This window comes from Actinomadura gamaensis (assembly GCF_042652125.1).
GTDB classification, from domain to species: domain Bacteria; phylum Actinomycetota; class Actinomycetes; order Streptosporangiales; family Streptosporangiaceae; genus Spirillospora; species Spirillospora gamaensis.
Window position 1 is genome coordinate 249,137 of sequence record NZ_JBHSIT010000003.1, and the last position, 22,093, is coordinate 271,229.

General features: G+C 73.7%; 27 protein-coding genes. 16 read left to right on the top strand and 11 right to left on the bottom strand.

What is annotated here, in order from left to right; translation table 11 throughout:
- Positions 1–18 precede the first annotated feature (18 nt).
- The 9 genes from hisD to ACFPCY_RS11575 all read left to right on the top strand — a co-directional run bounded on the left by hisD (position 19) and on the right by ACFPCY_RS11575 (position 7,869).
- The gene (gene hisD / locus ACFPCY_RS11535) at positions 19–1,326 is read left to right on the top strand and encodes a histidinol dehydrogenase (RefSeq protein WP_378254163.1); all 1,308 of its coding nucleotides are present in this window, start codon (positions 19–21) and stop codon (positions 1,324–1,326) included.
- On the top strand, positions 1,323–2,411 hold the full coding sequence (locus ACFPCY_RS11540) for a histidinol-phosphate transaminase (protein WP_378254165.1): 1,089 nt from the start codon (positions 1,323–1,325) through the stop codon (positions 2,409–2,411). Before hisD ends, ACFPCY_RS11540 begins: the two co-directional genes overlap by 4 nt.
- Positions 2,408–3,001, top strand: coding sequence for an imidazoleglycerol-phosphate dehydratase HisB (gene hisB / locus ACFPCY_RS11545; RefSeq protein WP_378254167.1), 594 nt, complete (start codon positions 2,408–2,410; stop codon positions 2,999–3,001). The genes ACFPCY_RS11540 and hisB overlap by 4 nt, the downstream gene beginning before the upstream one ends.
- Positions 2,998–3,648: an imidazole glycerol phosphate synthase subunit HisH gene (hisH, locus tag ACFPCY_RS11550; RefSeq protein ID WP_378254168.1), complete on the top strand. Its 651-nt coding sequence runs from the start codon at positions 2,998–3,000 to the stop codon at positions 3,646–3,648. Before hisB ends, hisH begins: the two co-directional genes overlap by 4 nt.
- Before the next feature lie 73 nt (positions 3,649–3,721).
- The gene (gene priA, locus ACFPCY_RS11555) at positions 3,722–4,441 is read left to right on the top strand and encodes a bifunctional 1-(5-phosphoribosyl)-5-((5-phosphoribosylamino)methylideneamino)imidazole-4-carboxamide isomerase/phosphoribosylanthranilate isomerase PriA (RefSeq protein ID WP_378254170.1); all 720 of its coding nucleotides are present in this window, start codon (positions 3,722–3,724) and stop codon (positions 4,439–4,441) included.
- Positions 4,442–4,538: 97 nt separating this feature from the next.
- On the top strand, positions 4,539–5,300 hold the full coding sequence (gene hisF / locus ACFPCY_RS11560) for an imidazole glycerol phosphate synthase subunit HisF (RefSeq protein WP_378254172.1): 762 nt from the start codon (positions 4,539–4,541) through the stop codon (positions 5,298–5,300).
- Positions 5,297–6,139: an ATP-grasp domain-containing protein gene (locus ACFPCY_RS11565; RefSeq protein ID WP_378254174.1), complete on the top strand. Its 843-nt coding sequence runs from the start codon at positions 5,297–5,299 to the stop codon at positions 6,137–6,139. The genes hisF and ACFPCY_RS11565 overlap by 4 nt, the downstream gene beginning before the upstream one ends.
- A 153-nt stretch (positions 6,140–6,292) precedes the next feature.
- Positions 6,293–6,793: an RNA polymerase sigma factor gene (locus ACFPCY_RS11570; RefSeq protein ID WP_378254176.1), complete on the top strand. Its 501-nt coding sequence runs from the start codon at positions 6,293–6,295 to the stop codon at positions 6,791–6,793.
- Positions 6,790–7,869 carry a hypothetical protein gene (locus tag ACFPCY_RS11575; RefSeq protein ID WP_378254178.1) on the top strand — a complete coding sequence of 360 codons (1,080 nt, stop codon included), beginning with the start codon at positions 6,790–6,792 and terminating at the stop codon, positions 7,867–7,869. The genes ACFPCY_RS11570 and ACFPCY_RS11575 overlap by 4 nt, the downstream gene beginning before the upstream one ends.
- A gap of 42 nt (positions 7,870–7,911) precedes the next feature.
- Here the strand turns inward: ACFPCY_RS11575 and ACFPCY_RS11580 are convergent, their stop codons facing one another.
- On the bottom strand, positions 7,912–8,634 hold the full coding sequence (locus ACFPCY_RS11580) for a GNAT family N-acetyltransferase (protein WP_378254180.1): 723 nt from the start codon (positions 8,632–8,634) through the stop codon (positions 7,912–7,914).
- Positions 8,635–8,690: 56 nt separating this feature from the next.
- Positions 8,691–9,902 (bottom strand): alpha/beta hydrolase, encoded by a 1,212-nt coding sequence (locus ACFPCY_RS11585; RefSeq protein ID WP_378254184.1) that lies wholly within the window; start codon positions 9,900–9,902, stop codon positions 8,691–8,693.
- 89 nt (positions 9,903–9,991) lie between these two features.
- Between ACFPCY_RS11585 and ACFPCY_RS11590 the strand changes: the two genes are divergently transcribed.
- The 4 genes from ACFPCY_RS11590 (at position 9,992) to ACFPCY_RS11605 (ending at position 12,003) form a co-directional block, all read left to right on the top strand.
- Positions 9,992–10,429 carry a MarR family winged helix-turn-helix transcriptional regulator gene (locus tag ACFPCY_RS11590; protein ID WP_378254186.1) on the top strand — a complete coding sequence of 146 codons (438 nt, stop codon included), beginning with the start codon at positions 9,992–9,994 and terminating at the stop codon, positions 10,427–10,429.
- Between the two features lie 72 nt (positions 10,430–10,501).
- A complete protein-coding gene (locus tag ACFPCY_RS11595; protein ID WP_378254188.1) occupies positions 10,502–10,933 on the top strand; it encodes an SRPBCC domain-containing protein in 432 nt (143 codons plus the stop codon).
- Positions 10,923–11,486 (top strand): ArsR/SmtB family transcription factor, encoded by a 564-nt coding sequence (locus tag ACFPCY_RS11600; protein ID WP_378254190.1) that lies wholly within the window; start codon positions 10,923–10,925, stop codon positions 11,484–11,486. The genes ACFPCY_RS11595 and ACFPCY_RS11600 overlap by 11 nt, the downstream gene beginning before the upstream one ends.
- 22 nt (positions 11,487–11,508) lie before the next feature.
- A complete protein-coding gene (locus ACFPCY_RS11605; protein WP_378254192.1) occupies positions 11,509–12,003 on the top strand; it encodes an SRPBCC family protein in 495 nt (164 codons plus the stop codon).
- Positions 12,004–12,188: 185 nt separating this feature from the next.
- On the opposite strand, the gene ACFPCY_RS11610 is transcribed toward ACFPCY_RS11605, so the two are convergent.
- Positions 12,189–12,599: a VOC family protein gene (locus tag ACFPCY_RS11610; RefSeq protein ID WP_378254194.1), complete on the bottom strand. Its 411-nt coding sequence runs from the start codon at positions 12,597–12,599 to the stop codon at positions 12,189–12,191.
- A gap of 102 nt (positions 12,600–12,701) precedes the next feature.
- On the opposite strand from ACFPCY_RS11610, the gene ACFPCY_RS11615 reads away from it, so the two are divergent.
- The gene (locus tag ACFPCY_RS11615; protein ID WP_378254196.1) at positions 12,702–13,670 is read left to right on the top strand and encodes a helix-turn-helix transcriptional regulator; all 969 of its coding nucleotides are present in this window, start codon (positions 12,702–12,704) and stop codon (positions 13,668–13,670) included.
- Positions 13,671–13,801: 131 nt separating this feature from the next.
- Here the strand turns inward: ACFPCY_RS11615 and ACFPCY_RS11620 are convergent, their stop codons facing one another.
- Together ACFPCY_RS11620 and ACFPCY_RS11625 are read right to left on the bottom strand one after the other, a co-directional pair.
- Positions 13,802–14,929, bottom strand: a complete 1,128-nt coding sequence (locus ACFPCY_RS11620; RefSeq protein ID WP_378254198.1) for an alpha/beta fold hydrolase — start codon at positions 14,927–14,929, stop codon at positions 13,802–13,804.
- Positions 14,926–15,375 carry a RidA family protein gene (locus ACFPCY_RS11625; RefSeq protein ID WP_378254200.1) on the bottom strand — a complete coding sequence of 150 codons (450 nt, stop codon included), beginning with the start codon at positions 15,373–15,375 and terminating at the stop codon, positions 14,926–14,928. Before ACFPCY_RS11625 ends, ACFPCY_RS11620 begins: the two co-directional genes overlap by 4 nt.
- Before the next feature lie 72 nt (positions 15,376–15,447).
- On the opposite strand from ACFPCY_RS11625, the gene ACFPCY_RS11630 reads away from it, so the two are divergent.
- Positions 15,448–16,341: a LysR family transcriptional regulator gene (locus ACFPCY_RS11630; protein ID WP_378254201.1), complete on the top strand. Its 894-nt coding sequence runs from the start codon at positions 15,448–15,450 to the stop codon at positions 16,339–16,341.
- On the opposite strand, the gene ACFPCY_RS11635 is transcribed toward ACFPCY_RS11630, so the two are convergent.
- The 4 genes from ACFPCY_RS11635 to ACFPCY_RS11650 form a co-directional block, all read right to left on the bottom strand.
- Positions 16,325–16,663, bottom strand: a complete 339-nt coding sequence (locus tag ACFPCY_RS11635) for a hypothetical protein (RefSeq protein WP_378254203.1) — start codon at positions 16,661–16,663, stop codon at positions 16,325–16,327. The genes ACFPCY_RS11630 and ACFPCY_RS11635 overlap by 17 nt on opposite strands.
- Positions 16,653–16,991, bottom strand: a complete 339-nt coding sequence (locus ACFPCY_RS11640; protein ID WP_378254205.1) for a hypothetical protein — start codon at positions 16,989–16,991, stop codon at positions 16,653–16,655. The genes ACFPCY_RS11635 and ACFPCY_RS11640 overlap by 11 nt, the downstream gene beginning before the upstream one ends.
- Positions 16,992–17,084: 93 nt before the next feature.
- Positions 17,085–18,287: a helix-turn-helix domain-containing protein gene (locus tag ACFPCY_RS11645; protein ID WP_378254207.1), complete on the bottom strand. Its 1,203-nt coding sequence runs from the start codon at positions 18,285–18,287 to the stop codon at positions 17,085–17,087.
- A 38-nt stretch (positions 18,288–18,325) separates the two neighbouring features.
- Positions 18,326–19,063 (bottom strand): class I SAM-dependent DNA methyltransferase, encoded by a 738-nt coding sequence (locus ACFPCY_RS11650; protein WP_378254209.1) that lies wholly within the window; start codon positions 19,061–19,063, stop codon positions 18,326–18,328.
- 114 nt (positions 19,064–19,177) lie between these two features.
- Between ACFPCY_RS11650 and ACFPCY_RS11655 the strand changes: the two genes are divergently transcribed.
- Positions 19,178–20,335: a cytochrome P450 gene (locus tag ACFPCY_RS11655; RefSeq protein ID WP_378254211.1), complete on the top strand. Its 1,158-nt coding sequence runs from the start codon at positions 19,178–19,180 to the stop codon at positions 20,333–20,335.
- Here ACFPCY_RS11655 and ACFPCY_RS11660 read toward each other — a convergent pair.
- Entirely contained in the window at positions 20,325–21,206 is an 882-nt protein-coding gene (locus ACFPCY_RS11660; protein ID WP_378254213.1) for an SAM-dependent methyltransferase, read from the bottom strand. The two genes, ACFPCY_RS11655 and ACFPCY_RS11660, sit on opposite strands and share 11 nt — an antisense overlap.
- Entirely contained in the window at positions 21,203–22,039 is an 837-nt protein-coding gene (locus ACFPCY_RS11665; RefSeq protein ID WP_378254215.1) for a GNAT family N-acetyltransferase, read from the bottom strand. Before ACFPCY_RS11665 ends, ACFPCY_RS11660 begins: the two co-directional genes overlap by 4 nt.
- Between the last annotated feature and the right edge of the window lie 54 nt (positions 22,040–22,093).

Below are 22,093 nucleotides of genomic sequence, written 5' to 3' on the forward strand. Positions count from 1 at the left end.
ACTCCGTAGACTGGCGGGGTGATTTCCCGTATCGATCTGCGCGGTTCGCTTCCCGGCGACCTGCGCTCCGTGCTGCCCCGCGCCGAGCTCGACGTCGAGGCCGCCCTCGAGAAGGTGCGGCCGATCTGCGAGGACGTGCGCCATCATGGGGCCGCGGCCGTACGGGAGTACACCAGGCGGTTCGACGGCGTGGAGCTGGAGCGCACCCGCGTTCCCGTCGAGGAGATCGGCCGGGCGCTCGCCGGGCTCGACCCGGCCGTCCGCGACGCGCTGGAGGAGTCGATCCGCCGCGCCCGCAAGGTCCACCGCGACCAGCGCCGCACGGACGTGACGACCGAGGTCGTCCCCGGCGGCACCGTGACCGAGCGGTGGATCCCGGTCGGCCGCGTCGGCCTGTACGTGCCGGGCGGACGCGCCGTCTACCCGTCCAGCGTCGTGATGAACGTCGTCCCGGCGCAGGAGGCCGGGGTCGGCTCGCTCGCGGTCACCTCGCCGGCGCAGGCGGAGTTCGGCGGGCTGCCGCACCCGACCATCCTCGCGGCGTGCGCGCTGCTCGGGGTGGACGAGGTGTACGCGGCCGGCGGCGCCCAGGCGATCGCGATGTTCGCCTACGGCACCGAGGAGTGCCCGCGCGCCGACCTGGTGACCGGCCCCGGCAACATCTGGGTCGCGGCGGCCAAGCGCCTGCTCAAGGGCGTGATCGGCATCGACTCCGAGGCCGGTCCGACCGAGATCGCCGTGCTCGCCGACCGCACCGCCGACCCGGTGCACGTCGCGGCCGACCTGATCAGCCAGGCCGAGCACGACGTGCTCGCCGCCGCCGTCCTGGTCACCGACTCGGTGGAGCTCGCGGACGCGGTCGAGGCCGAGCTGAAGATCCAGACCGACCGCACCCGGCACACCGCGCGGATCACCGAGGCCCTCGCGGGCCGCCAGTCCGGGATCGTCCTGGTGGACGACGTGGAGGCCGGGCTGAAGGTCGTCGACGCCTACGCCGCCGAGCACCTGGAGATCCAGACCGCCGACGCCGAGGCCGTCGCGGCGCGGGTCCGCAACGCCGGCGCGATCTTCGTGGGGGCGTTCGCGCCCGTGTCGCTGGGGGACTACCTGGCGGGCTCCAACCACGTCCTGCCGACCGGCGGGTGCGCCTGCCATTCGTCCGGCCTGTCGGTCCAGTCGTTCCTGCGCGGCGTCCACGTCGTGCGCTACGACGAGACCGCCCTCGCGGACGCCACCGCGCGCGTGGTGGCGCTCGCCGAGGCCGAGGACCTGCCCGCCCACGGAGCCGCGATGAAGGCCCGCTTCGACTGGGAGATCCCTTCGTGACGTCCCTCTCCGACCTCCCGATCCGCGCCGACCTGCGGGGCCGGGAGCCCTACGGGGCACCCCAGCTGGGCGTCCCGTACGCGCTGAACACCAACGAGAACCCGTACCCGCCGTCCGACCGGCTCGTGAAGGCGCTCGGCGAGGCCGTCATGGACGTCGCCGGCGGCCTGAACCGCTACCCGGACCGCGACGCCGTGGCGCTCCGCGACGACCTGGCCGCGTTCCTGAACACCGACACGCCGGGCGTCGGCCTGACCGGGCGCCGCGTGTGGGCCGCGAACGGCTCGAACGAGATCATCCAGCAGATCCTCCAGGCGTTCGGCGGGCACGGCCGGACGGCGCTGGGCTTCGAGCCGTCCTACTCGATGCACCCGATCATCACCGGCGTGACCGGCACCCGCTGGGTGAACGCGTTCCGCGACGAGGAATTCGGGCTGGAGCCCGAGGCCGCGGTCCGGGCCGTCCGCGAGTATCGGCCGGACATCGTGTTCCTGACCTCGCCGAACAACCCGACCGGGACGGCGCTGCCGCTCGCCGCGATCGAGGCCGTCCTCGACGCGGCCCCCGGCATGGTCGTGGTGGACGAGGCGTACGCCGAGTTCCGCCGCGCCGGGACGCCGTCCGCGCTGACCCTGCTGGACGGCCACCCGCGCCTGATCGTCACCCGGACGATGTCCAAGGCGTTCGCCATGGCCGGCACGCGGCTCGGCTACCTCGCCGCCGACCCGGCCGTGATCGACGCGCTGCTGCTCGTCCGGCTGCCGTACCACCTGTCGGCCGTCACGCAGGCCGTCGCGCGCACCGCGCTCGCGCACGGCGCCGAGCTGCTCGGCTCGGTCGAGGCGCTGCGCCGCGAGCGCGACGAGATCGTCGGGTGGCTGCGCGGCGAGGGCTTCCGCGTCGCCGACTCCGACGCCAATTTCGTCCTTTTCGGGACATTCCCGGACCGCCGCAAGGTCTGGCAGGGGATGCTCGACCGGGGCGTCCTGATCCGGGAGGTGGGACCGCCCGAGTGGCTGCGGGTCAGCGTCGGAACCCCGGACGAGATGGACGCCTTCCGAACCGCACTCAAGGAGAGTCAGTGAGCCGCACGGGCAGGGTCTCGCGGGGGACCAAGGAGACCGAGGTCTTCGTCGAGCTGGACCTCGACGGGACGGGCGAGGTGGACGTCGCGACCGGCGTCGGCTTCTACGACCACATGCTCGCCCAGCTCGGCAAGCACGGCTCGTTCGACCTGACGGTCAAGACGACCGGCGACCTGTACATCGACAGCCACCACACCATCGAGGACACCGCGATCGCGCTCGGCCAGGCGTTCCGCGAGGCGCTCGGCGACAAGGCGGGCATCCGCCGGTTCGCGAACGCCTCGGTCCCGCTCGACGAGGCGCTCGCGCAGGTCACCGTGGACATCGCGGGCCGTCCGTACCTGGTGCACAGCGAGCCCGGGAACATGGCCCCGATGATCGGCCCCGAGTACGACACGACGATGACCCGGCACATCCTGGAGTCGTTCGTGGCGAACGCGGGCGTCTGCCTGCACGTCCACGTGCCCTACGGGCGCAACGCGCACCACATCGTCGAGGCGCAGTTCAAGGCGCTCGCGCGGGCGCTGCGCGACGCGGTCGCGTTCGACCCGAAGGTGCACGGCATCCCGTCCACGAAGGGCGCGCTGTGAGCGCCTCCGGCAAGAGCATCGTGGTCCTCGACTACGGGTCGGGGAACCTGCGCTCGGCCGAGCGCGCGATCGCGCGGCACGGCGTGGACGTCACCGTGACCTCCGACTTCGACGCCGCCCTCGCCGCGGACGGCCTGGTCGTCCCCGGCGTCGGCGCGTTCGAGGCGTGCATGGCCGGGCTGCTGAAGATCAAGGGCGAGCGGATCATCGGACGGCGGCTCGCGGGCGGCCGTCCGGTGCTCGGCATCTGCGTCGGCATGCAGATCCTGTTCGCGAAGGGCGTCGAGCACGGCGTCACGACCGAGGGCTGCCACGAGTGGCCGGGCACGGTCGAGCGGCTCGACGCGCCCGTCCTGCCGCACATGGGCTGGAACACCGTGGACGCGCCGTCCGGTTCGGCGCTGTTCGCCGGGCTCGACGCGGACACGCGCTTCTACTTCGTGCACTCCTACGGCGTCCGGACGTGGGAGCTGGAGGCCGACCCGTCCGGCAACATCAGGCCGCCGCTGGTCACCTGGGCCGAGCACGGCGACCGCTTCGTCGCGGCCGTCGAGAACGGCCCGCTGTGCGCCACCCAGTTCCATCCGGAGAAGTCCGGCGACGCCGGGGCGCAGCTGCTGGAGAACTGGCTCGCCACGGTCGACTGACCGCCACGCTCGACCAACCTCTGTTCCGCCTCGTCCTGATCCACCCGTCCTTCCTGGTAAGGGTCCCTTTCTCATGTCACTGACGCTGCTTCCCGCCGTCGACGTCGCCGACGGCCAGGCCGTCCGCCTGGTGCAGGGCGAGGCGGGCACCGAGACCTCCTACGGCGCGCCGCTGGAGGCCGCCCTCGCCTGGCAGGAGGCGGGCGCGGAGTGGATCCATCTGGTGGACCTCGACGCCGCGTTCGGCCGCGGCTCCAACCGCGAGCTGCTCGCCGAGGTCACCGGGCGGCTGGACGTGAAGGTCGAGCTGTCCGGCGGCATCCGCGACGACGCGTCCCTGGAGGCCGCGCTCGCGACCGGCTGCGCGCGGGTCAACATCGGCACCGCCGCGCTGGAGGACCCGGCCTGGTGCCGCAAGATCATCGCCGAGTTCGGGGACCGGATCGCGGTCGGCCTGGACGTGCGCGGCACCACGCTCGCCGCGCGCGGCTGGACCCGCGAGGGCGGCGACCTCTGGGAGGTCCTCGCGCGCCTGGAGGACGACGGCTGCCCGCGCTACGTCGTCACCGACGTCACCAAGGACGGCACGCTGCGCGGCCCGAACGCCGAGCTGCTCCGCGAGGTCTGCGCGCGCACCGACAAGCCGGTCATCGCGTCCGGCGGGGTGTCCTCGCTGGACGACCTGCGCGCGCTGGCCGAGCTGGTGCCGGTCGGCGTCGAGGGCGCGATCGTCGGGAAGGCGCTGTACGCGGGCGCGTTCACGCTGGAAGAGGCACTGGAGGCCGTGCGTTGACCGAGCCCTTCACCTCGCGCGGCGTCTCGCGCGGCGTTTCGCGCGGCGTCTGGCGCGGCGTCTCGCGCGGCGTCTGGCGCGGCAATCGGGAGGCATCGTGACCGTCGCCGTTCGAGTGATCCCCTGCCTGGACGTGGACGCCGGGCGGGTCGTCAAGGGCGTCAACTTCCAGCACCTGCGCGACGCGGGCGACCCGGTCGAGCTGGCCGCCCGCTACGACGCCGAGGGGGCCGACGAGCTCACCTTCCTCGACATCACCGCGTCGTCCGGCGACCGCTCCACGACCTACGACGTGGTGCGCCGCACGGCCGAGCAGGTGTTCATCCCGCTCACGGTCGGCGGCGGCGTCCGCACCGTCGAGGACGTGGACCGGCTGCTGCGCGCGGGCGCGGACAAGGTGTCGGTGAACACCGCCGCGATCGCCCGTCCCGAGTTCCTGCGCGAGGCCGCGCACCGGTTCGGCTCGCAGTGCATCGTGCTGTCGGTGGACGCGCGCCGCGCCGAGGGCACCGCCTCGGGCTTCGAGGTCACCACCCACGGCGGACGCCGCGGCACCGGCATCGACGCCGTCGAGTGGGCGCGGCGCGGCGAGGAGCTCGGCGTGGGCGAGATCCTGCTGAACTCCATGGACGCCGACGGCACCAAGTCCGGGTTCGACCTGGAGATGCTGCGGCGCGTCCGGGCCGAGGTGTCGGTGCCGGTCATCGCGTCCGGCGGCGCGGGCGCCGTGGGCGACTTCGCCCCCGCGATCGCCGCCGGCGCCGACGCGGTCCTCGCCGCGTCGGTTTTCCACTTCGGCGAACTCACGATCCCCGACGTGAAGGACGCCCTGCGCCAGGAAGGTCTCCCCGTCCGATGAAGGTCGCCATCGCCACGTTCTCCCTGATTCCCGACGGCGGCGCGGAGGCGGCGCTGCTCCGCGCCGCCCTCGCCGACCTCGGCGTGACCGCCGAGCCGGTGGTGTGGAACGATCCCGCGGCCGGCTGGCCGTCCTACGACCTGACGGTGATCCGCTCGACGTGGGACTACATCGACCACCGCGCGGAGTTCCTGGCCTGGGCCGACTCCCTCCCGAACGTCGCGAATCCGGCGTCCGTGCTGCGCTGGAACACCGACAAGCGCTACCTGCGCGACCTCGCCGCGGCGGGCGTCCCGACCGTCCCCACCCTCTGGGACCCGGACGACCTGCCCGACTGGGACGAGTTCGTCGTCAAGCCCGCCGTCTCGGCGGGCTCCCGCGACACCGCCCGCTGGCGCCGCGGCGTGGAGGACGAGCAGGCCCGCGCCCACCTCGCCGCGCTGCGCGGCGCCCCGGCGATGGTGCAGCCGTTCCTGTCCGCCGTGGACACCGAGGGCGAGACGGCGCTGGTCTACTGCGACGGCGAGTTCAGCCACGCCGCCCGCAAGGCCCCCATCCTCCGCGCGGGCGCGGGCGTCGAGGGCCTGGTCACCGGCGCGGACGGCCGGGGCGCGATCACCCCCGCCCGGCCCACCGAGGCCCAGCTCGCCCTGGCCGACCGGGCGCTCTCCGCGGTCCCCGGCGGCTCCGACCTGCTCTACGCCCGCGTGGACATGGTCACCGGCCCCGACGGCACCCCGGTCCTGATGGAACTGGAACTCACCGAGCCCTCCCTCTTCCTGGACATCGCCCCCGACTCCGCCGCCCGCTTCGCCAAGGCCATCGCCGCCCGCCTCTAGCGCGCCGCGCCCGACCCGTCCGCGCCGCGCCCGACCCGTCCGCGCCGCGCCCGACCCGTCCGCGCTGCGCCCGACCCGTCCGCGCTGCGCCAAACCGTCCGCGCCGAGCAACCCCGCACCCCGCGTCCGCGTGTATGAGGTGTGGGACTCGACGTGCGAAACCCATCCGACGATGCCGGCGAGGTGCTGGGGAGCCTGTTCCGCAGGCACCACCTGCACCTCGTCCGCACCGCCCTGCTGATCGTCGGCGACCGCGCCACCGCGGAGGACGTCGTCCAGGAGGCGTTCGCCCGGGTCCACCGGCGGCTGCCGGAGCTGTCCGACCGCGACGACCTGCTGCCGTACCTCCGCACGGCCGTCGTCAACGGCTGCCGTTCGGTCTTACGCCGCCGGCGGCTGAGGCTGCGCCCGGCCCACGACCCGTCGGTGTGGTCCGCCGAGGCGGCGGCCATCGTCGCCGAGGAGCACCGCGAGGTGCACGCCGCCCTGTCCGGGCTCCCCGCCCGGCAGCGCGAGGCGCTCGTGCTCCGGTACTACCTCGACCTCACGGAGGCGGAGATCGCCGAGGCGATGGGGATCTCCGCCGGCACGGTCAAGTCGACGACGTCCCGGGCGCTCGCGGCGCTCGCGCGGACTCTCGGAGGGAAGGCATGAACGACCTGGAGACGGCGATTCGCGAGGTCCTCTCCGAGCTGGCGGAGCAGGCCGTGCCGAGTACCGTGCCGGTGGTCCCGGCCCGGCGGCGGCGCCGGTTCCGGAGCGGGTCGGCATGGAGGTGGGCGGTGCCGGCCGCCGCGTCCGCGCTGGTGACCGTCATCGCGGTCGTCGCCCTGGTCGCGCCGGGGGACGGGCACCGCGCCGGCGCGCCGCGGCCGGAGTCCGTGCCGGTGGCCGGTCCGGCGCCGGCGTCGCCGGACTTCGTCGTCGTGGTGCGCGGTGGCCGGGGCCCCGGGGAACGGCCGACGTCGGTCGTCGAGGTCAGGGACGCCTCGGCCGGACGTGTCGTCGCGACCGTCCCGACGCCCCGCGAGGTGGCCTGGTTCGCCGGGGTGACGGCCGCCCGCGACAACCGGCTGTTCTTCCTGGACGCCGTGCTCGGCCTCGGCGAGAACACGCAGCGGATCTACCGGCTGCGGCTCGGCGACCGCGGCGAGCCCGCCGACCTGCGACCCGTGGACCGCGCCTCGTTCACCATGTCCGCGCTCCCGGTGCTGGCGGCGGCCCCGGACGGGACGCGGCTGATGTGGACAGATCCGATGCGCGGCGTGCTGACCGTCCTCGACCTGGCCACGGGACGCTCCCGCGTGTTCGCCATCGGCGGGGTCTCGGCCATCGACCCCTCCTCGACGCTGGACGGGGCGCGGGCGATCACGTTCGACGGGCGGAACATCGTCAGCATGGCGGCCGGTACGGGACGCACGCGCCGGTCACCGCTGCCGGCGGGGGTCGTCGCGGCCGCGTTCGCGGGTGACTCGATCATCGCCGAGAGCGTCGCGTCCAACGGGCGCACGACGTCGGTGGACGAGCTCAGGAACGGCACGATCCGCGTGTCCACCGAGACCTGGGACGAGCGGAACGGCTCGTGGGGCACCCTCGACCCGGACGGCGGCGGACGGCACGTCCTGTTGCAGAAGGACGGCCGGCTCGCCCGCTACGACCTGGACACCGGAGTCCTGCGCACGTTCCCCCTTCTCGCCGGGAAGGGCGTGAGCGGGGGCGCGGCCTGGTGACGTCGCGGCCCGGCGATGCCGCTGCTTGATGTCGCGGGGTGCTCAGAGGGTGTGGCGGATCCAGACGTTCGGTTCGACGTAGACGGCGTGGTCGTGTTCCAGCGAGCAGGTCACCGGGACGAGGGCGCCGGGGACCTCGACGGGGCCGGCGGCGTCGAAGGGGAGGCCCGTCCAGTCCCGCCACTGGGCGAGGGACCCGGCGATCACCATGGACGCGGGGGCGAGGGAGTCGATGACGCCGCCGGCGCGGATGTGGACGCGCAGCCACGGGTCGTGGGGGAGGCCGTCCTCGCGGGTGCGGAAGGCGTACTCGGCCATCGGCGTCGCGGGCTCCAGGTGCTTGGCGTTCGGCCGGACGGGCGCGACGAGCTCGGTGTAGCCGCGGGCCTTGGCGTTGTCGCGCATGGCTCCGAGCATGGTCGAGGAGAGGCCGGCGCCGCGGTGGTCGCCGCGGATGGTGATCTCGATCGCGCTGACGGCGTCGGTCGGCGTCCCGGCGGCGTGGTCGCGGAAGGCCCAGATCATGACCTGGTCCCAGCCGGTGCCGGGGAGCGCGCCGCGGGAGCGGAACGGGACGCTGAACGCGCGCGCGACCAGCTCCCCTCCCTCGGTCGCGACGAGCACGAACTCGGGGAAGGATCGCGGGATCTCCGCCCACCGGCTCTGCGTGATCGCCTCGTATCCGGTGAAGCCCGGCCATTCGCCGCTCAGCTCCAGCAGCGCGGGCTCCAGCTCCGGCCGCTCGGCCAGCGTGGTGATCTCCATTCCGGCAGGTTAGCGGACCTTTTCCGGTTCGTCCTCCCGGTTGACGTCCGCTCGGTTCACACCGGGGCGGGGGCGGTCCTCTCCAGCCACTCGAAGATCACCTCGTGGGCCTGTTCGAGCGCGCCCGCCTGGCAGTGCAGGTGGCCGCCGCCCTCGGCGGGGAAGAGGCGCAGCCGGGTCGAGCGGGCGCCGGTCAGGCGCCCGGTGAAGTCGCGGGCGAGTTCGGGATCGTAGAAGTGCTCGCCCTCGCCGGCCATGACCAGGGCGTCGGCGGTGATCCGGCCGGCCCAGTCGTGGTCGTCGTAGGCGCGCAGCGTCTCGACGAGATCGGGCAGGGTGCCGACGCCGAACGTCCAGAGCGCGTTGCGGATCGCCCAGCGGGCCTGCGCGTCGAACCGGGCGTAGACCGGGATGGACGCGCGGAGCCAGGCGGGCATCCGGGTGAACGCGCCGCGCAGCGGTGCCGGGACGCTGTGGACGAACGCGTCGAGCATCCCCGGGAAGTAGTCGAACAGGACGATGCCGTCGTAGCGCTCCTCGAACGCGGCGGCGCGGGCGAGCAGGTGGCCGCCGAAGCTGATGCCGACGCCGACCGTGCGGTCCGCCTCGACGCGCCCGTCCACCCAGTCGAGGACGGCGCGGGTCGGGCGCTCCCACTCAGGGGTGAACGGCACGCCGTCCTCGCGCAGGGTGGTGCCCTGGCCGGGGCCGGTGAACATCAGCACGTCGTGGCCGCGTTCGGCCGCGCCCGCGCCGATCATGAAGTACAGCTCCTCCAGCGTCGAGTCGAAGCCGCCCTGGACGACCAGCAGCGTCCTCGGCCCACGCGGCGCCGGCTGGGCGGGCGAGGCGGGCGGGGTGAGGAGCAGGGTCTCCAGGTGGGCGTCGCCGTAGGGGACGCGCTCGCGCGTGATGGGGACGCCGAGGTAGGCGGTCCCGGCGTCGAAGAACCTGCGCTGGGCCTGCGCGGCGGTGACGCGCCGCGGGTCGTCCGGGCGCAGGAAGAACTCGGCCTCCCGCACGTAGTTGCTCGCCCGCAGCAGCGCCCGCCCGCGGGACACCGGCTCGCCGGTCGCGCGGGCGCCGTCGACGACCCGCTCGGCCATCTCCGACCAGCGCCGGTACCAGGACTCGAAGTCGTTCGGCCGCACCCGCTCCAGCACGGCGGCGACCTCGCCGAAGTCGCCACCGCCCGCGGCGGCGGTCCACACCGCGCGCAGGGCCTCGAAGTGGAACACGGGGGTCCGCGAGAACCTGATCCGGCGCACGCCGCCCCACCTCCTTGTGTGTCATGACACAGATCGGGGTCGCGGGCAGCATATGCATGTCATGACACATAAGGCAATAGACTCCCGGCGTGGATCCCGTGCTCGAACTGGTCATGGCCGTCAAGGTCGCCAACCGTGAGCTGGAGCGGAGGTTCGCGCGGCTGCTGCGCCCGCTCGGCGTCACGCCCGTGCAGGCGGAGGCGCTGGTGATCCTCGCCGAGGACGGCCCGCTCTCGATCGCCGGGCTCGGCGCGCGGATGGCCGCCGACCCGGGCCATCCGAGCCGCCTGGCCGACCGGCTCGGCGCGGCGGGCTGGATCGAGCGGCGCCCGTCGCCGCACGACGGGCGGCAGGTCGAGCTGGCGCTCACGCCGTCCGGACGGGAACTGGCGGACCGGATCCGGGCCGTCCGGCGGCCGTTCGTGGAAGGGGCGGAGGCCGCTCTGGCCGAGCAGGGGCTGGACGACGCGCTGCCGACCGTCCGCCGGCTGCTGGAGTTCGTCCGCTCGCTGCCCGAGGTGCCGTGAGCCGGAGCCATTGACGCAACCGATCGGTTGCCATAGTGTTGCAACCAACAGGTTGCTACACGGAGGTGGCTCATGGGCTTTCCCGACCGGATCGAACGGACCATGGAACTCGCGCACCCGCCCGCCAGGGTGTGGAGCGCCCTCGCCACGGCCGACGGCCTCGCCGCCTGGTTCGCCGCCGAGGCCACGCTGGAGCCGAAGCCCGGTGGCGCCGGGCGGCTGCGCTTCGGCAACGGCTTCGAGCAGCACCTGCGCGTCGAGCGCGTCGAGGAGCCGGCGGTGTTCGGCTTCACCTGGCAGGTCTACGGCCTGCCGGACGACGACCCGCGCCGCACCTATGTCGAGTTCACGCTGGAGCCGTCCGGCGGCGGCACGCGCCTGACCGTCGTCGAGACCGGCTTCGCGCAGCTCCCGGACGACGCGCACGGCAAGGCGTTCGGCGGCAACCGCGACGGCTGGGCCGAGCAGTTCCGCAACCTCGCCGCCCACCTCGATGCGGCCTGACCCGGGCGCCGAGGCGAGCACCGACCCGGGTGCTGAGGCGGGTGCCGGCCCGGGCGCCGATCCGGTCGCCGGCCTGGGCGCGGAGGCGGGCCCCGACCCGGGCGCCGATCCGGGCGCGGAGGCGGGCGCGGAGGCGGGTGCCGGCCCGGGCGCCGATCCGGTCGCCGGCCTGGGCGCGGAGGCGGGCCCCGACCCGGGCGCCGATCCGGGCGCGGAGGCGGGCGCCAGCCTGGGCGCGGAGGCGGTCGCGGAGCAGGTGTTCGCGGCGCTCGCCGACCCGACCCGGCGGGCCGTCCTGGCGGAGCTGGCGGCGGGCGGCCCGGCGACCGCGACCGACCTCGCCGGACGCCTGCCGATCACGCGGCAGGCCGTCGCGAAGCACCTCGCGCTGCTCACCGACGCGGGCCTCGTGACGGCCGAGCCGGGCGAACGCCGCCGCGTCCGGTACCGGCTGTGCTCGGCGCCCATGCGGGTCGCGCAGCAGTACCTCGCCGCCCTCGCCCGCGACTGGGACGGCCACCTGGACGCGCTGAAGAAGCATCTCGACCAGTAGTCCGGCCAGAAGGAGCAACGCCATGTCCGAGCAGAGTTTCACCACCGCGATCACCGTGGACGGGGTCAGCGCGCGGCAGGTCTACGACGCCGTCCTGGACCCGCGCGCCTGGTGGTCGGAGGAGATCGACGGGCCGGCCGACCGCGTGGGCGCCGAGTTCGGCTACCACTACCTCGACACCCACCGCACCCGGATGCGCGTCACCGAGGCCGTGCCCGGACGCCGCGTCGCCTGGCTCGTCCTGGACAACGACTTCGCGTTCGTCGAGGACAAGACCGAGTGGATCGGCAACACGATCACGTTCGACATCACCGAGAAGGACGGCGCGACCGAGCTGGTCTTCACCCAGCACGGGCTCGTCCCGTCCTACGACTGCTACGACGCGTGCCACTCCGCGTGGACGTTCTTCGTCACCGAGAGCCTGCCCGCCCTCCTCACGACCGGCGAGGGCAGGCCGAACAGCGACGCGAAGCCGCGCGTCCCGGCCGAGGTGGCCGCCGCGAACGGCCGCCTCTGACTCCGCAGTCGTGGCGACCGCGGCCCGAGCAGGCAAGGCGTGCTCGGGCCGCGCCGCCCGCGTGACCGGGCCGTGCTCGGGCCGCGCTGCCCGCGTGACCGGGGCGTGCTCGGGCCGCGCTGCCCGTCCTGGCCGGGGCGCGGCCGGGGGTGCGCCGGTCGGGCGGGGCTGGGGCGGGCGGCCGGTCAGGCGGGGCGGCGTCGGGCGAACTTCTCGACGGCCGCCGGGGTGACGGGCGTGAAGAAGTTGACGAGGTTGCCGTCGGGGTCGCGGAACAGCAGGGAGCGGTTGCCCCAGGGCATCGTGGTCGGCCCGGCGACGATGTCGGCGCCGAGACCGGCCACGTTCCGGTGCGTCCGGTCCACGTCGTCCACGAGGAACTCGATGATCACCGTGTGGTTGTCCGCCGGACGGGCCGAGCCCGGCGCGAACAGCGGCACGGTGCCGGTTCCGGCGATCGCCAGGGTGGCGGACGGCGTCCGGAGCTCGGCGAACTCCTCGGTGGCCCACTCCGCCGCCACGCCCGTGGCGCGCTCGTAGAAGTCGACGAGACGGGCGACATCGCCGGTAATGATGCGGATCGAGACGAATTCCATGACGTTCTCCGAAGTTGTCGAGGGTGTCGGGGTCTGACGCGTCTCGCACGCTAGGCGGGATACTGGACAGAACCCGTCCTGTATTCGGATTAAAGTGGAGACATGTCCCGTCCCACCGGCCGCGTGCTGACGCTTCTGGAGCTGCTCCAGTCCGGCGGCACGCGCACGGTCGCCGAGCTCGCCGACCGGCTCGGCGTGGACGGACGCACCGTGCGGCGGTACGTGGACCAGTTGATCGTCCTCGACGTCCCCGTGGAGTCGGTGCGCGGACGCTACGGCGGCTACCGGATCGGCCCCGGCTACCGGCTGCCCCCGCTGATGCTCGGCGACGACGAGGCGCTCGCCGTGCTGCTCGGCCTGGTCGCGGGCCGCCGGACGGGGCTGACGGCGGCCGAGCGGACGGCGGGGGAGACGGCCGCGGCCAAGATCCGGCGCGTCCTGCCCCGGCATCTGGCCCGGCGGGTGGACGCCGTCCTGGAGTCCGTCGCCTTCACCGACAGCCCCGGCGAACCGGACGCTCCGGACACCGGGATCCTGCTCGCCGTCGCCGACGCCGTCCGGAACCACCGGCCGATCTCGATCCGGTACACCGGCCGCGACGGGCGCCGCAGCGAGCGCACGCTGCACGCGCACGGCCTCGTCGCCCACTCGGGCCGCTGGTACGTCACGGGCGAGGACGTGCAGCTCGGCGAGGCGCGCACTTTTCGGCTGGACCGGATCGAGGACGCGAGGACGCTCCCCGGCTCGTTCGAGCCGCCGCCCGAGCGGACGGACCCGGCGGAGCGCCTCCTGTCCGGCTTCGCCACGGCCGAGTACCGGCACGAAGTGACCTTGCGGATCCAGGCGACGGTCCACCAGATCCGCGCCCGCCTCCCCGCGAGTGTCGCGCTCGTCGAGGACGACGCGACCGAGGGATGGCGGCGCGTCGAGGTGCGCGCGGAGCGGCTCGACTGGCTGCCGCCGGTGCTGGCCTCGCTCGACCGCCCGTTCGTCATCGAGCGCCCGGACGAACTACGCGACCTCGTCGCCGACTTCGCCGACCGCCTGGCGTCCTACGCCCAGCACCCCTAGTTCACGCCGCCTCGTTCGCGCGCCGCGTCGTTCACGCGAGGCGTGGCGTTCGCGCGAGGCCTCGGTTGCGCGGCGCGGCGCGTTGTTAGGGTGCCGCGTTGTTTGCGCGGCGTGGTGTTCGCGTGGGCGGGCTAGGGGGTGGTGTGGTGCGAGTGCAGGAAGCGGATGAGGAGTTCGTTGACGCGGGCGGGACGTTCCTGCTGCGTCCAGTGGCCGCAGCCGGGCAGGATCTCGACGCCGCGCAGGCCGGGGACGCCGGCGCGCATGGCGCTGAGATCGCTCTGGAACCGGTAGGCCGAGTCGAGGTCGCCCGTCACGTAGAGGGCGGGCTGGCGCACTTCGATCGTGCCGACCATCGGCAGGTCGGACCAGTCGATGTCGAACGTCCGGTAGCGCCGGATCGCCCCGTCGAAACCGGTGCGCCGGAACTCCCGCACGTAGTGACCGAATTCCGCGTCGGTGAGCCAGGGCGACCAGCGCGAAGGCACGCCGGGATCGGGCAGCGGCGTGAGATAACCGGACCCTTCGGGCGTCCCGAGGAGCCATCGCGGCACGAGATCGGGCGGAGCCTGGCCGGACAGCGCGTACATCGTCATCCGCAGCGTCCGCGACGCGTCGGCGTCGAGCTCGGCCTCCGCCACCCCCGGTTCCTGGAAGTACAGGACGACGTTGAACTTGCCCGGATTGTTCTTGCGGAGGAGCTGCGTGAGCGGCATCGGCGTCCGGGCGGTGTAGGGGACGCCGAGCGAGACGACCGCGGGGAAGCGGTCCGGGTGGAGCTGGGCGGCGGCCCAGGCGATGGTCGAGCCCTGGTCGTGGCCGACGACGGCCGCCGTCCGGACGCCGAGCGCGTCCAGCAGGCCGGTGAGGTCGGCGAGGTTCTCGCGCAGGCGGTAGGCGGACGGCTCGGCGGGCGCGCTCGTCCGGCCGTATCCGCGCAGGTCGGGAGCCAGGACGCGGAATCCGGCCGCCGCCAGCGCCGGGATCTGGTGCCGCCAGGAGTACCAGAGTTCCGGGAAGCCGTGCAGGAGCAGCACCACCGGTCCGCGTCCCGCCTCGGCGACGTGCATGCGGATGCCGTTCGTCCGGACCGTCCGATGCCTGATCGCGTTCTCGCCGGACGCCGCCGAGGCGGTCCCTCCGCCCGCGGCGACGGCGGCGGCCGTGGTGCCGGAGAGCCGGAGGAAGCGGCGGCGTCCGAGGGGGATCGAGGTGTCCATCGCCCGATCATCGGACGCCCCGCCGCCCCGAGTCGTCATGCGTGCGGAGTGTCCCGCCCTACCACGGCGGGCGTAGTCTCCCCGGCCGCCGGACGAGCCGGTCCGGGCCGGCGCGCGTCCACCTCGATCTCGATCTTCATCCTGGGGTCGGCGAGCCCGCACACCATCATGGTCGCGGCCGGGCGGACGTCCCCGAAGGCCGCCCGCAGCACGGGCCAGCACGGCTCGAAGTCGGCGCGGTCGGGCAGCAGGTAGCGCACCCGGACCACGTCGGCGAAACCGCACCCCGCCTGCGCCAGCGCGTCCCCGATGTTGCGCAGGCACTGCTCGGCCTGCTCCCGGACGCCGTCCGGGATCGTCATCGTCGCGTAGTCGAAACCGGTCGTCCCGGACACGTGCACCCGGTCGCCGTCCACCACGGCGCGGGCGTATCCGATCTGCTCCTCGAAGGTCGAACCGCTGAGGATCGCACGTCGCTCTGTCACCCGCCGAACCTAGAATGACCAGCGGCGATACGTCCAATACCGGCGAGCCTCAGCCGTGATATCTCTGGGCGTATGGACCGCCCCGAACTGCCGCTGCCGCAACTGCACGCGTTCGTCGTCCTCGCCGAGGAGCGGCACTTCGGGCACGCCGCGGCCAGGCTGGGCATCGCGCAACCGCCGCTGAGCCAGCAGATCCGGCGCCTGGAGGACAAGGTCGGCCATCCGCTGTTCCGTCGCGAACCCGGACGCATCACCCTCACTCCCGCCGGACGCGAGCTGCTGCCCGCCGCCCAGCGCGCCCTCTCCGGCCTGGCGGACGGCCTCGCCGCCGCTCGCGCCGCAGGCGAGGGACGGTCAGGATGCCTGCGCATCGGCTTCGCCGCCTCGCTCGCCCTGACCGTCCTGCCCGACCTGCTGCGCCGCTTCCGCGACCGGTTCCCGGACGTCCACCTGGACATCCACGAGATGACGACCGCACCGCAGCTCACCGCGCTCCGCGACAAGACCATCGACGCCGGCCTCCTCCGCGAACCACCCGAGGACGACCCGGACCTCGACTTCGCGACCGTGCTGGACGAGCGGTTCGTGGCCGTCCTGCCGTCCGGTCATGCCCTCGCCGCCCGCCGTACCGTCCCGGTCGCGAGCCTCGCGGACGAACCGTTCATCCTCCTCCCGCGCGAGGCCGGGCCGGGTCTCCACGACCGGATCGTCGGCCTCTGCACGGCGGCGTCCCACGCTCCGCACGTCACGCAGAACGCCGTCGAATGGCAGACCGTCTGCGCGCTGGTCGAAGCGGGCCTGGGCGTCTCGATCGCCCCGGCGGGCATCCGCCGCGTCCGCCTCAAGGGCGTCGCCTTCCGCGCCCTCGACACGCCCGCCCGGACCCGCGTCGCCGTGGCCTGGCGCCGCGACGACCCGAACCCCCTGACGGCCCGCCTGCTCGAAACCGTCAGCGCCCCGGACTGAGCACGTGGTCGAGCATCCGGGCCGCGCCGTCCGGATCGTCCGCCGGACCGAGCCGGTCACCCCAGCTCCACACGAACCACCACTCGCCCGCGAGCAGATCGCACCGCACGTCCTCCGCGAGACTCGCCGCCTTCGGGTTGACGACCCGCAGGAACGCGGGCCCCGCCGGCACGACCCGGGCCCGCAGCCCGGTCAGTTCCGCGACCGCACGCGCCAGCATCTCCAGGTGGACGGCCCGGGCCTCGACGGGCGGGGGAGCGGGCGACTCCGCGAAGTCGTGCAGCCCGTCGCGGCGGGCGTGGTCGGCATGGCTACGGCGCATGGCCGTCCTCCTCGGGATCGTCGAGCACGTGCACGAACCCGCCGGCCCGCTCGACCCGCGCGCACACCTTGAGGAAGCCGTCCGGGCCTTCGGCGACCTCCGTCCGCGTCGCGGCCAGCAGCACCGTGGCGCACCCGGCGTCCAGCAGGCCGAAGACCGTCCGGAGCCCGAGCCGCGCCATCGGCGGCCCGTCCGGCGAGATCTCCCGCACGACCGCCGCGACCGTCCAGTCATGGCAGCCCGCCCACCGGCGGCACCGCTCGGCGTCCCGCTCACGCACGTAAACGATCGCCCGGATCCGTCCCAGGCCAGGGGTTCGCGCCTTCATGCCCCCACAGTCGCAGTGCGAACACGAAGAGTTAAGGTATGTGCACTCCAGTCCGGAGCGCCGCCCTTGCCCGACTCTTACGACCCGTAAGAGTCAGCGGGGCAGCAGGGGGACGCCGAGGTGCTGGGTGACCTTGCGGAGGTTGGCGGTGGAGCCGTCGCCGATGCGCTGGGCCACCGCTCCGGCGAGAACCTGGTGGCGAATCCAGTTGGGTGCCCGGTCGCAGACTTCGAGGAGCGTGTCGGTGGCGGCGTCCCAGCGCCGGGCGTCACTGTAGGCGAGCGCGACGTTGAGCTGGTGGCGTCCCCACGCCGCCAGGGGGACGTTGCGGGGGAGACGGGTCTCCGCGATCAGGTCGAGGGCCTTGCCGACGTCGCCGAAGGCGAGATGGATCTCCAAGGAGTGCGTGCGCGCCGTGGTCGGGCCGAAGAGCGTGTGGTAGCGGTCGCCGTCCACGCCCAGGCGCGCGGCGGCGGCGTGCGCCTGCGAGAGGTAGTCCTCCGCGCGGACGCGATCGTCGCAGCGCGCGGACGACACGGCGGCACGGAGCATCAGGTTGCCGAACACCGAGAGCCGGTCCGGATCGGCCCGCCCGAAACTCGGCTCGATCGCGACCGCCGCCTGTTCGGAGACGGACACGGCGCGTTCGACGCGTCCGTCCCGCAGGTGGATCCAGGCGAGGGCCGAGTTCAGGACGGACGTGAGGAGCACGTCGCCGGAGCCGTCGGCGGCGCGCAGCGCGTGCGTGATCGCCGCGTAGGCGAGGTCGGGCTTGCCGAAGAGGTTGGCCACGCATCCCGCGATCTGGAGCGTGTCGGCGAGGACGGCGAGTCCCTGCTCCCGCAGCCGTCCCTCATGCCGTTCGACGAAGGCGCGCGCCTCCGCGATGAGCCGCGGCGCGATGGCGCACGCGTTCAGGTAGTCGCCGCGCCAGTAACCGTCCCACGCCCGCGCGAGCGCGGCCTTCAGATCGGCGAGCGGCGGCGGCTCGACGGACGCGTCCGGCGGCGTGAGCGCGCTGTCGTGGATGGCCAGCGACATCGTGCGCAACGCCGTCCGCTCGGCCCGCGACATGGAACGGCGCGGAGCCTGCTGCCCGAGCAGCACCGAGACGTCCGTTCCGAGCGCGTCGCCGACGCTGATGAGCGAGGCCACCTTGACGGTCCCGCCCTGTTCCAGCTTCTGGACGAGCGCCAGCGACACCCCCGCCGCCTCGGCCAGCCCCGCTTGCGTGAGTTCGGTGCCGCGCAAAATCTTCACGCGCTCACCGGTCGTGTACTCGCTCCATGCGGTCATGAGCACGCTCCATTACGGTCAGCTCCCCATGACCGATGCTAGGCGGGTTTGCGCCAGACGGAGACGTGTCCGGTGCTCTCGTGGGTGAAGGGCTCGCGCGTCCAGTCGGACCAGCGGTGGACGAGGCGCAGGCCCGCGAGGCGCGCCATCAGGTCGAGCTCGGACGGCCAGACGTAGCGGAACGGGATCGTCTTGTGCTCCGAACGCTCCCCGTCCACGGTGATGTAGTGGCCGATCATCGACTGGGTGCCGGCGTCCAGGACGTCGTAGCAGTACGACGTCTCGCCGGTGTGCCACGGGATCATCGTCTGGCCGGGCGGGAGCTTGCGCAGTTCGGGGACGCCGACCTCGATCACGAAGCGGCCGCCCGGGGACAGGTGGGCGGCGGCGTTCTCGAAGCAGGCGACCTGCGCGTCCTGCGTCGTCAGGTTGGTGATGGTGTTGAAGACCAGGTAGACGAGCAAGAACGGGCCGTCCACGCGGGTCGTCGTCATGTCGCCCACGGTGGTGCGGACCTTGTCGGCGCCGGGCTTGGCGTGCAGGCGCGCGAGCATCGCGCGGGACAGCTCGATGCCGTGCACCTCGACGCCGCGGGCGGCGAGGGGGAGCGCGATGCGTCCGGTGCCGACGGCGAACTCCAGGGCCCGGCCGCCGCCCGCGAGGTCGGCCAGGACGTCGGCCGTCCGGTTCACGGTTTCCGGACGGAACCTTTCCGAGGAATCGTCGTCGTAGCGGGCCGCCACCTGTTCACCGAAGTAGCCGTCGGGATCGTCCATGGCCCGATCGTAGGAAGCGCCGGCCGGACGGCGCGAAGGGTTTTCCGGGGCCCTGGACAGGTGTCCAGTGGGCGGGGAGACTGGCGGGCGCGGACGTGATCAAGGAGGTGGGCCGTGCGCGCGTTCCCGTTCGAGGACGAGTCGGAGCCGCACCGCAGGCAGGCGGACGACCCGCTCGCGCCGGTGCGGCTGCCGAGCGGGGACGAGGCGCTGGTCGCGGTGCGGCACGCCGACGTCCGGCAGGTGTACGGCGACCCGCGGTTCAGCCGCGAGCTGCACTATCCGGGCGCGCCGCGGCTGCTGCGCGGCACCGACGTCGGCGACGACCCGAGCGCGCTGATCAACATGGATCCGCCCCGCCACACCCGGCTGCGGAGGCTGGCGTCGGGCGCGTTCACGCCGCGCCGGATCGCGGCGTGGCGGCCTCGTGCGCAGCGGATCGCCGACGACCTCGTGGACGCCATGCGCAGTCCGTCCGACCTGGTCGCGGCGTTCGCGTTCCCGCTGCCGATCCGGATCATCACCGAGCTGCTCGGCGTCCCGCCCGAGGACTGGGACCGGTTCCGCGTCTGGTCGGACGCGTTCCTCTCGACGTCCGACCAGGGCGCGGACGAGCGCGCCGAGGCGGGCCGGGCGTTCTCCCGGTACGTCGCCGAACTGATCGCCGAGCGCCGGGCGCACCCCTCGGACGGCCTGGTGGACGCGCTGATCGAGGCCCGTGACGGCGGCGAGGCGATGTCCGAGCGGGAGCTGCTGCGGATGGTCGTCGGGCTGATCGTCGCCGGGCACGAGACGACCGCGACCGTGATCGCGCGGGGCGCGCTGACGCTGCTCGCCGAGCCGGACCGGTACGCCGCGCTCGTCGCCGACCCTGAGTCCGTCCCGACCGCGGTGGAGGAGATCCTGCGCTGGGACGTTCCCGGCGACGGCGGGATGCTGCGCGTCGCGCTGGAGGACGTCGAGCTGCCGTCCGGACGCGTCGCGAAGGGCCAGGCCGTCATGCCCTTGTCGGCCGCGGCCAACCGCGACCCCGAGGTGTTCGATCGGGCCGACCGTTTCGACCAGACGCGGGAAGAATGCCCGCATCTGACGTTCGGGCAGGGGCCGCACTACTGCCTCGGCGCGAACCTCGCCCGCATGGAACTCCAGGTCGCCTTCGGGACGCTCGCCCGCCGCCTGCCGGGCCTCGCGCTCGCCGAACCGGCGGACGCGATCCCGTGGCGCAGCGGCCTCATGGTCCGCCGTCCCGAACGGCTGCCCGTCACCTTTTGACGCCGATGCCCGCGTACATGCCGCGCAGGTCGCCGTCCTCGTAGGGGCGCTCGGGCCACCAGCGCTGGACCCACGTCAGGCCCGGCGGCACCGGGTCGAGGCCGTCGAAGAACGGGCTGATCTCGTCGAGGGAGCGCAGCGTCAGCGACCTGTCGGCCTTCCGGTACGCCTCGGTCGACTCCTCACCGCGCGCGTACGGGCCGTCCGCCGTGCCGTGCGTGAGGACGATCCGGCTCCCGGACGGCACCGCGTCGCGCAGCGTCGCGACCGCGCCGCGCGGATCCTCGTCGTCCGCGACGAAATGCAGCACCGCCACAAGTAAAACGGCGACCGGACGGGAGAAGTCGAGCGCCTCCCGCACGTCGGGATTGGCCAGGATCTCGTCGGGCCGCCGCAGGTCGCCCTGCACGATGGTCGCGCCACCGCCGCTCAGTAACGCGCGCGCGTGCGCGAGGACGAGCGGATCGTTGTCCACGTAGACGACGCGGGCGTCCGGCGCGTAGCGCGCGGCCACCTGATGCACGTTGTCCTGCGTCGGCAGGCCGGTGCCGATGTCGAGGAACTGCCGTATCCCGGCGTCCTCCACCAGATGCCGGACGGCCCGGACGAGGAACCGCCGGTTCTCCCGCACCGCCTCGACCGTCCTCGGATCGAGCTTCAGCAGATGCTCGGCGACGGCCCGATCCGCCTCGAAGTTGTCCTTACCGCCGAGGAAGTAGTCATAGATCCGCGCCGCCGAGGGCCGCGACGGATCGATCCCCGCCGGGACCCCAACCCCCGTCGCCCGTCCCCCCGCCGGCGTGCCGTTCGCGTCCGCCGGCGTGCCGTTCGCGTCTGTCGCCTCGTCGCCGGCGCTCGATGTCCCGTTCACGTGGCTGCCTCCGTGAAGCCCAGGATGAGGCGGTCGCCCACGGGGCGATAGCCGATCGCCTGGTAGATCGCGTTGGTCGTCGGGTTCGCGAGATCGGTGAAGAGCACGACGTCGCGCACGCCCTCGTCCAGCGCGGCGCGGCTGAGCGCGGCGGTCACGGCCGCGCCGTAGCCGCGCCGCCGGTGCTCGGGCGGCGTGTAGACGGGCGCGACGCGGGTCATGCCGTCCACGGCGGGGGTGCGCGCGGCCATCGAGACGGCCTCGCCGTCCACCTCCCACAGCAGGACGCAGCCCGAGCGCAGCCGGTCGATCATCGTCTGCGGCGGGACGCCGCCGCGCGCCTCGTCGGCGAACAGGGCGTTCCACGTCAGGACGCGCGAGGCGTCGGCGGGCGTCGCGGTCCGCGCGCTCCCGGGCGGCGGCGGAGGCGGGGCGAGGTCGCCGAGCCGGTAGAGGCGCTGCCGCATGAGCGGCCACGACGCCGCGCCGGTCCGCTTCCGCCAGGCCTCGGCGAACTCGACGGCGGCGGACGGCTCGGCGTTCACCCCCGCCGGGCTGATCGGCAGCGTGTCCGCGAGAGCGCGCGCGTCGTCGTCGGCGACCGACGTCAGCAGCACCGGGAACCCGGGCGTGCACAGGAACGCGGCCACCGGTTCGGGCTCGCCGAGCCAGCCGAAGAGCGGGTCGTCCAGGCCGTAGGCGTGCGGGCCGGTGCGGCGGAAGGCGTCCAGGATCGTCAACTGGGTGGTGTGGCGGACCGGGTCCGCGCGCAGCAGGCCGCCGACCGCCGCCTCGAAGGCGGACGGATCGGCGGTGGTCCGCCAGTCGGTCATGATCGAAGGCTACTCCGGCGCCCCGGCGGAGTTCGCCGGGACGAAGGTGCCCCT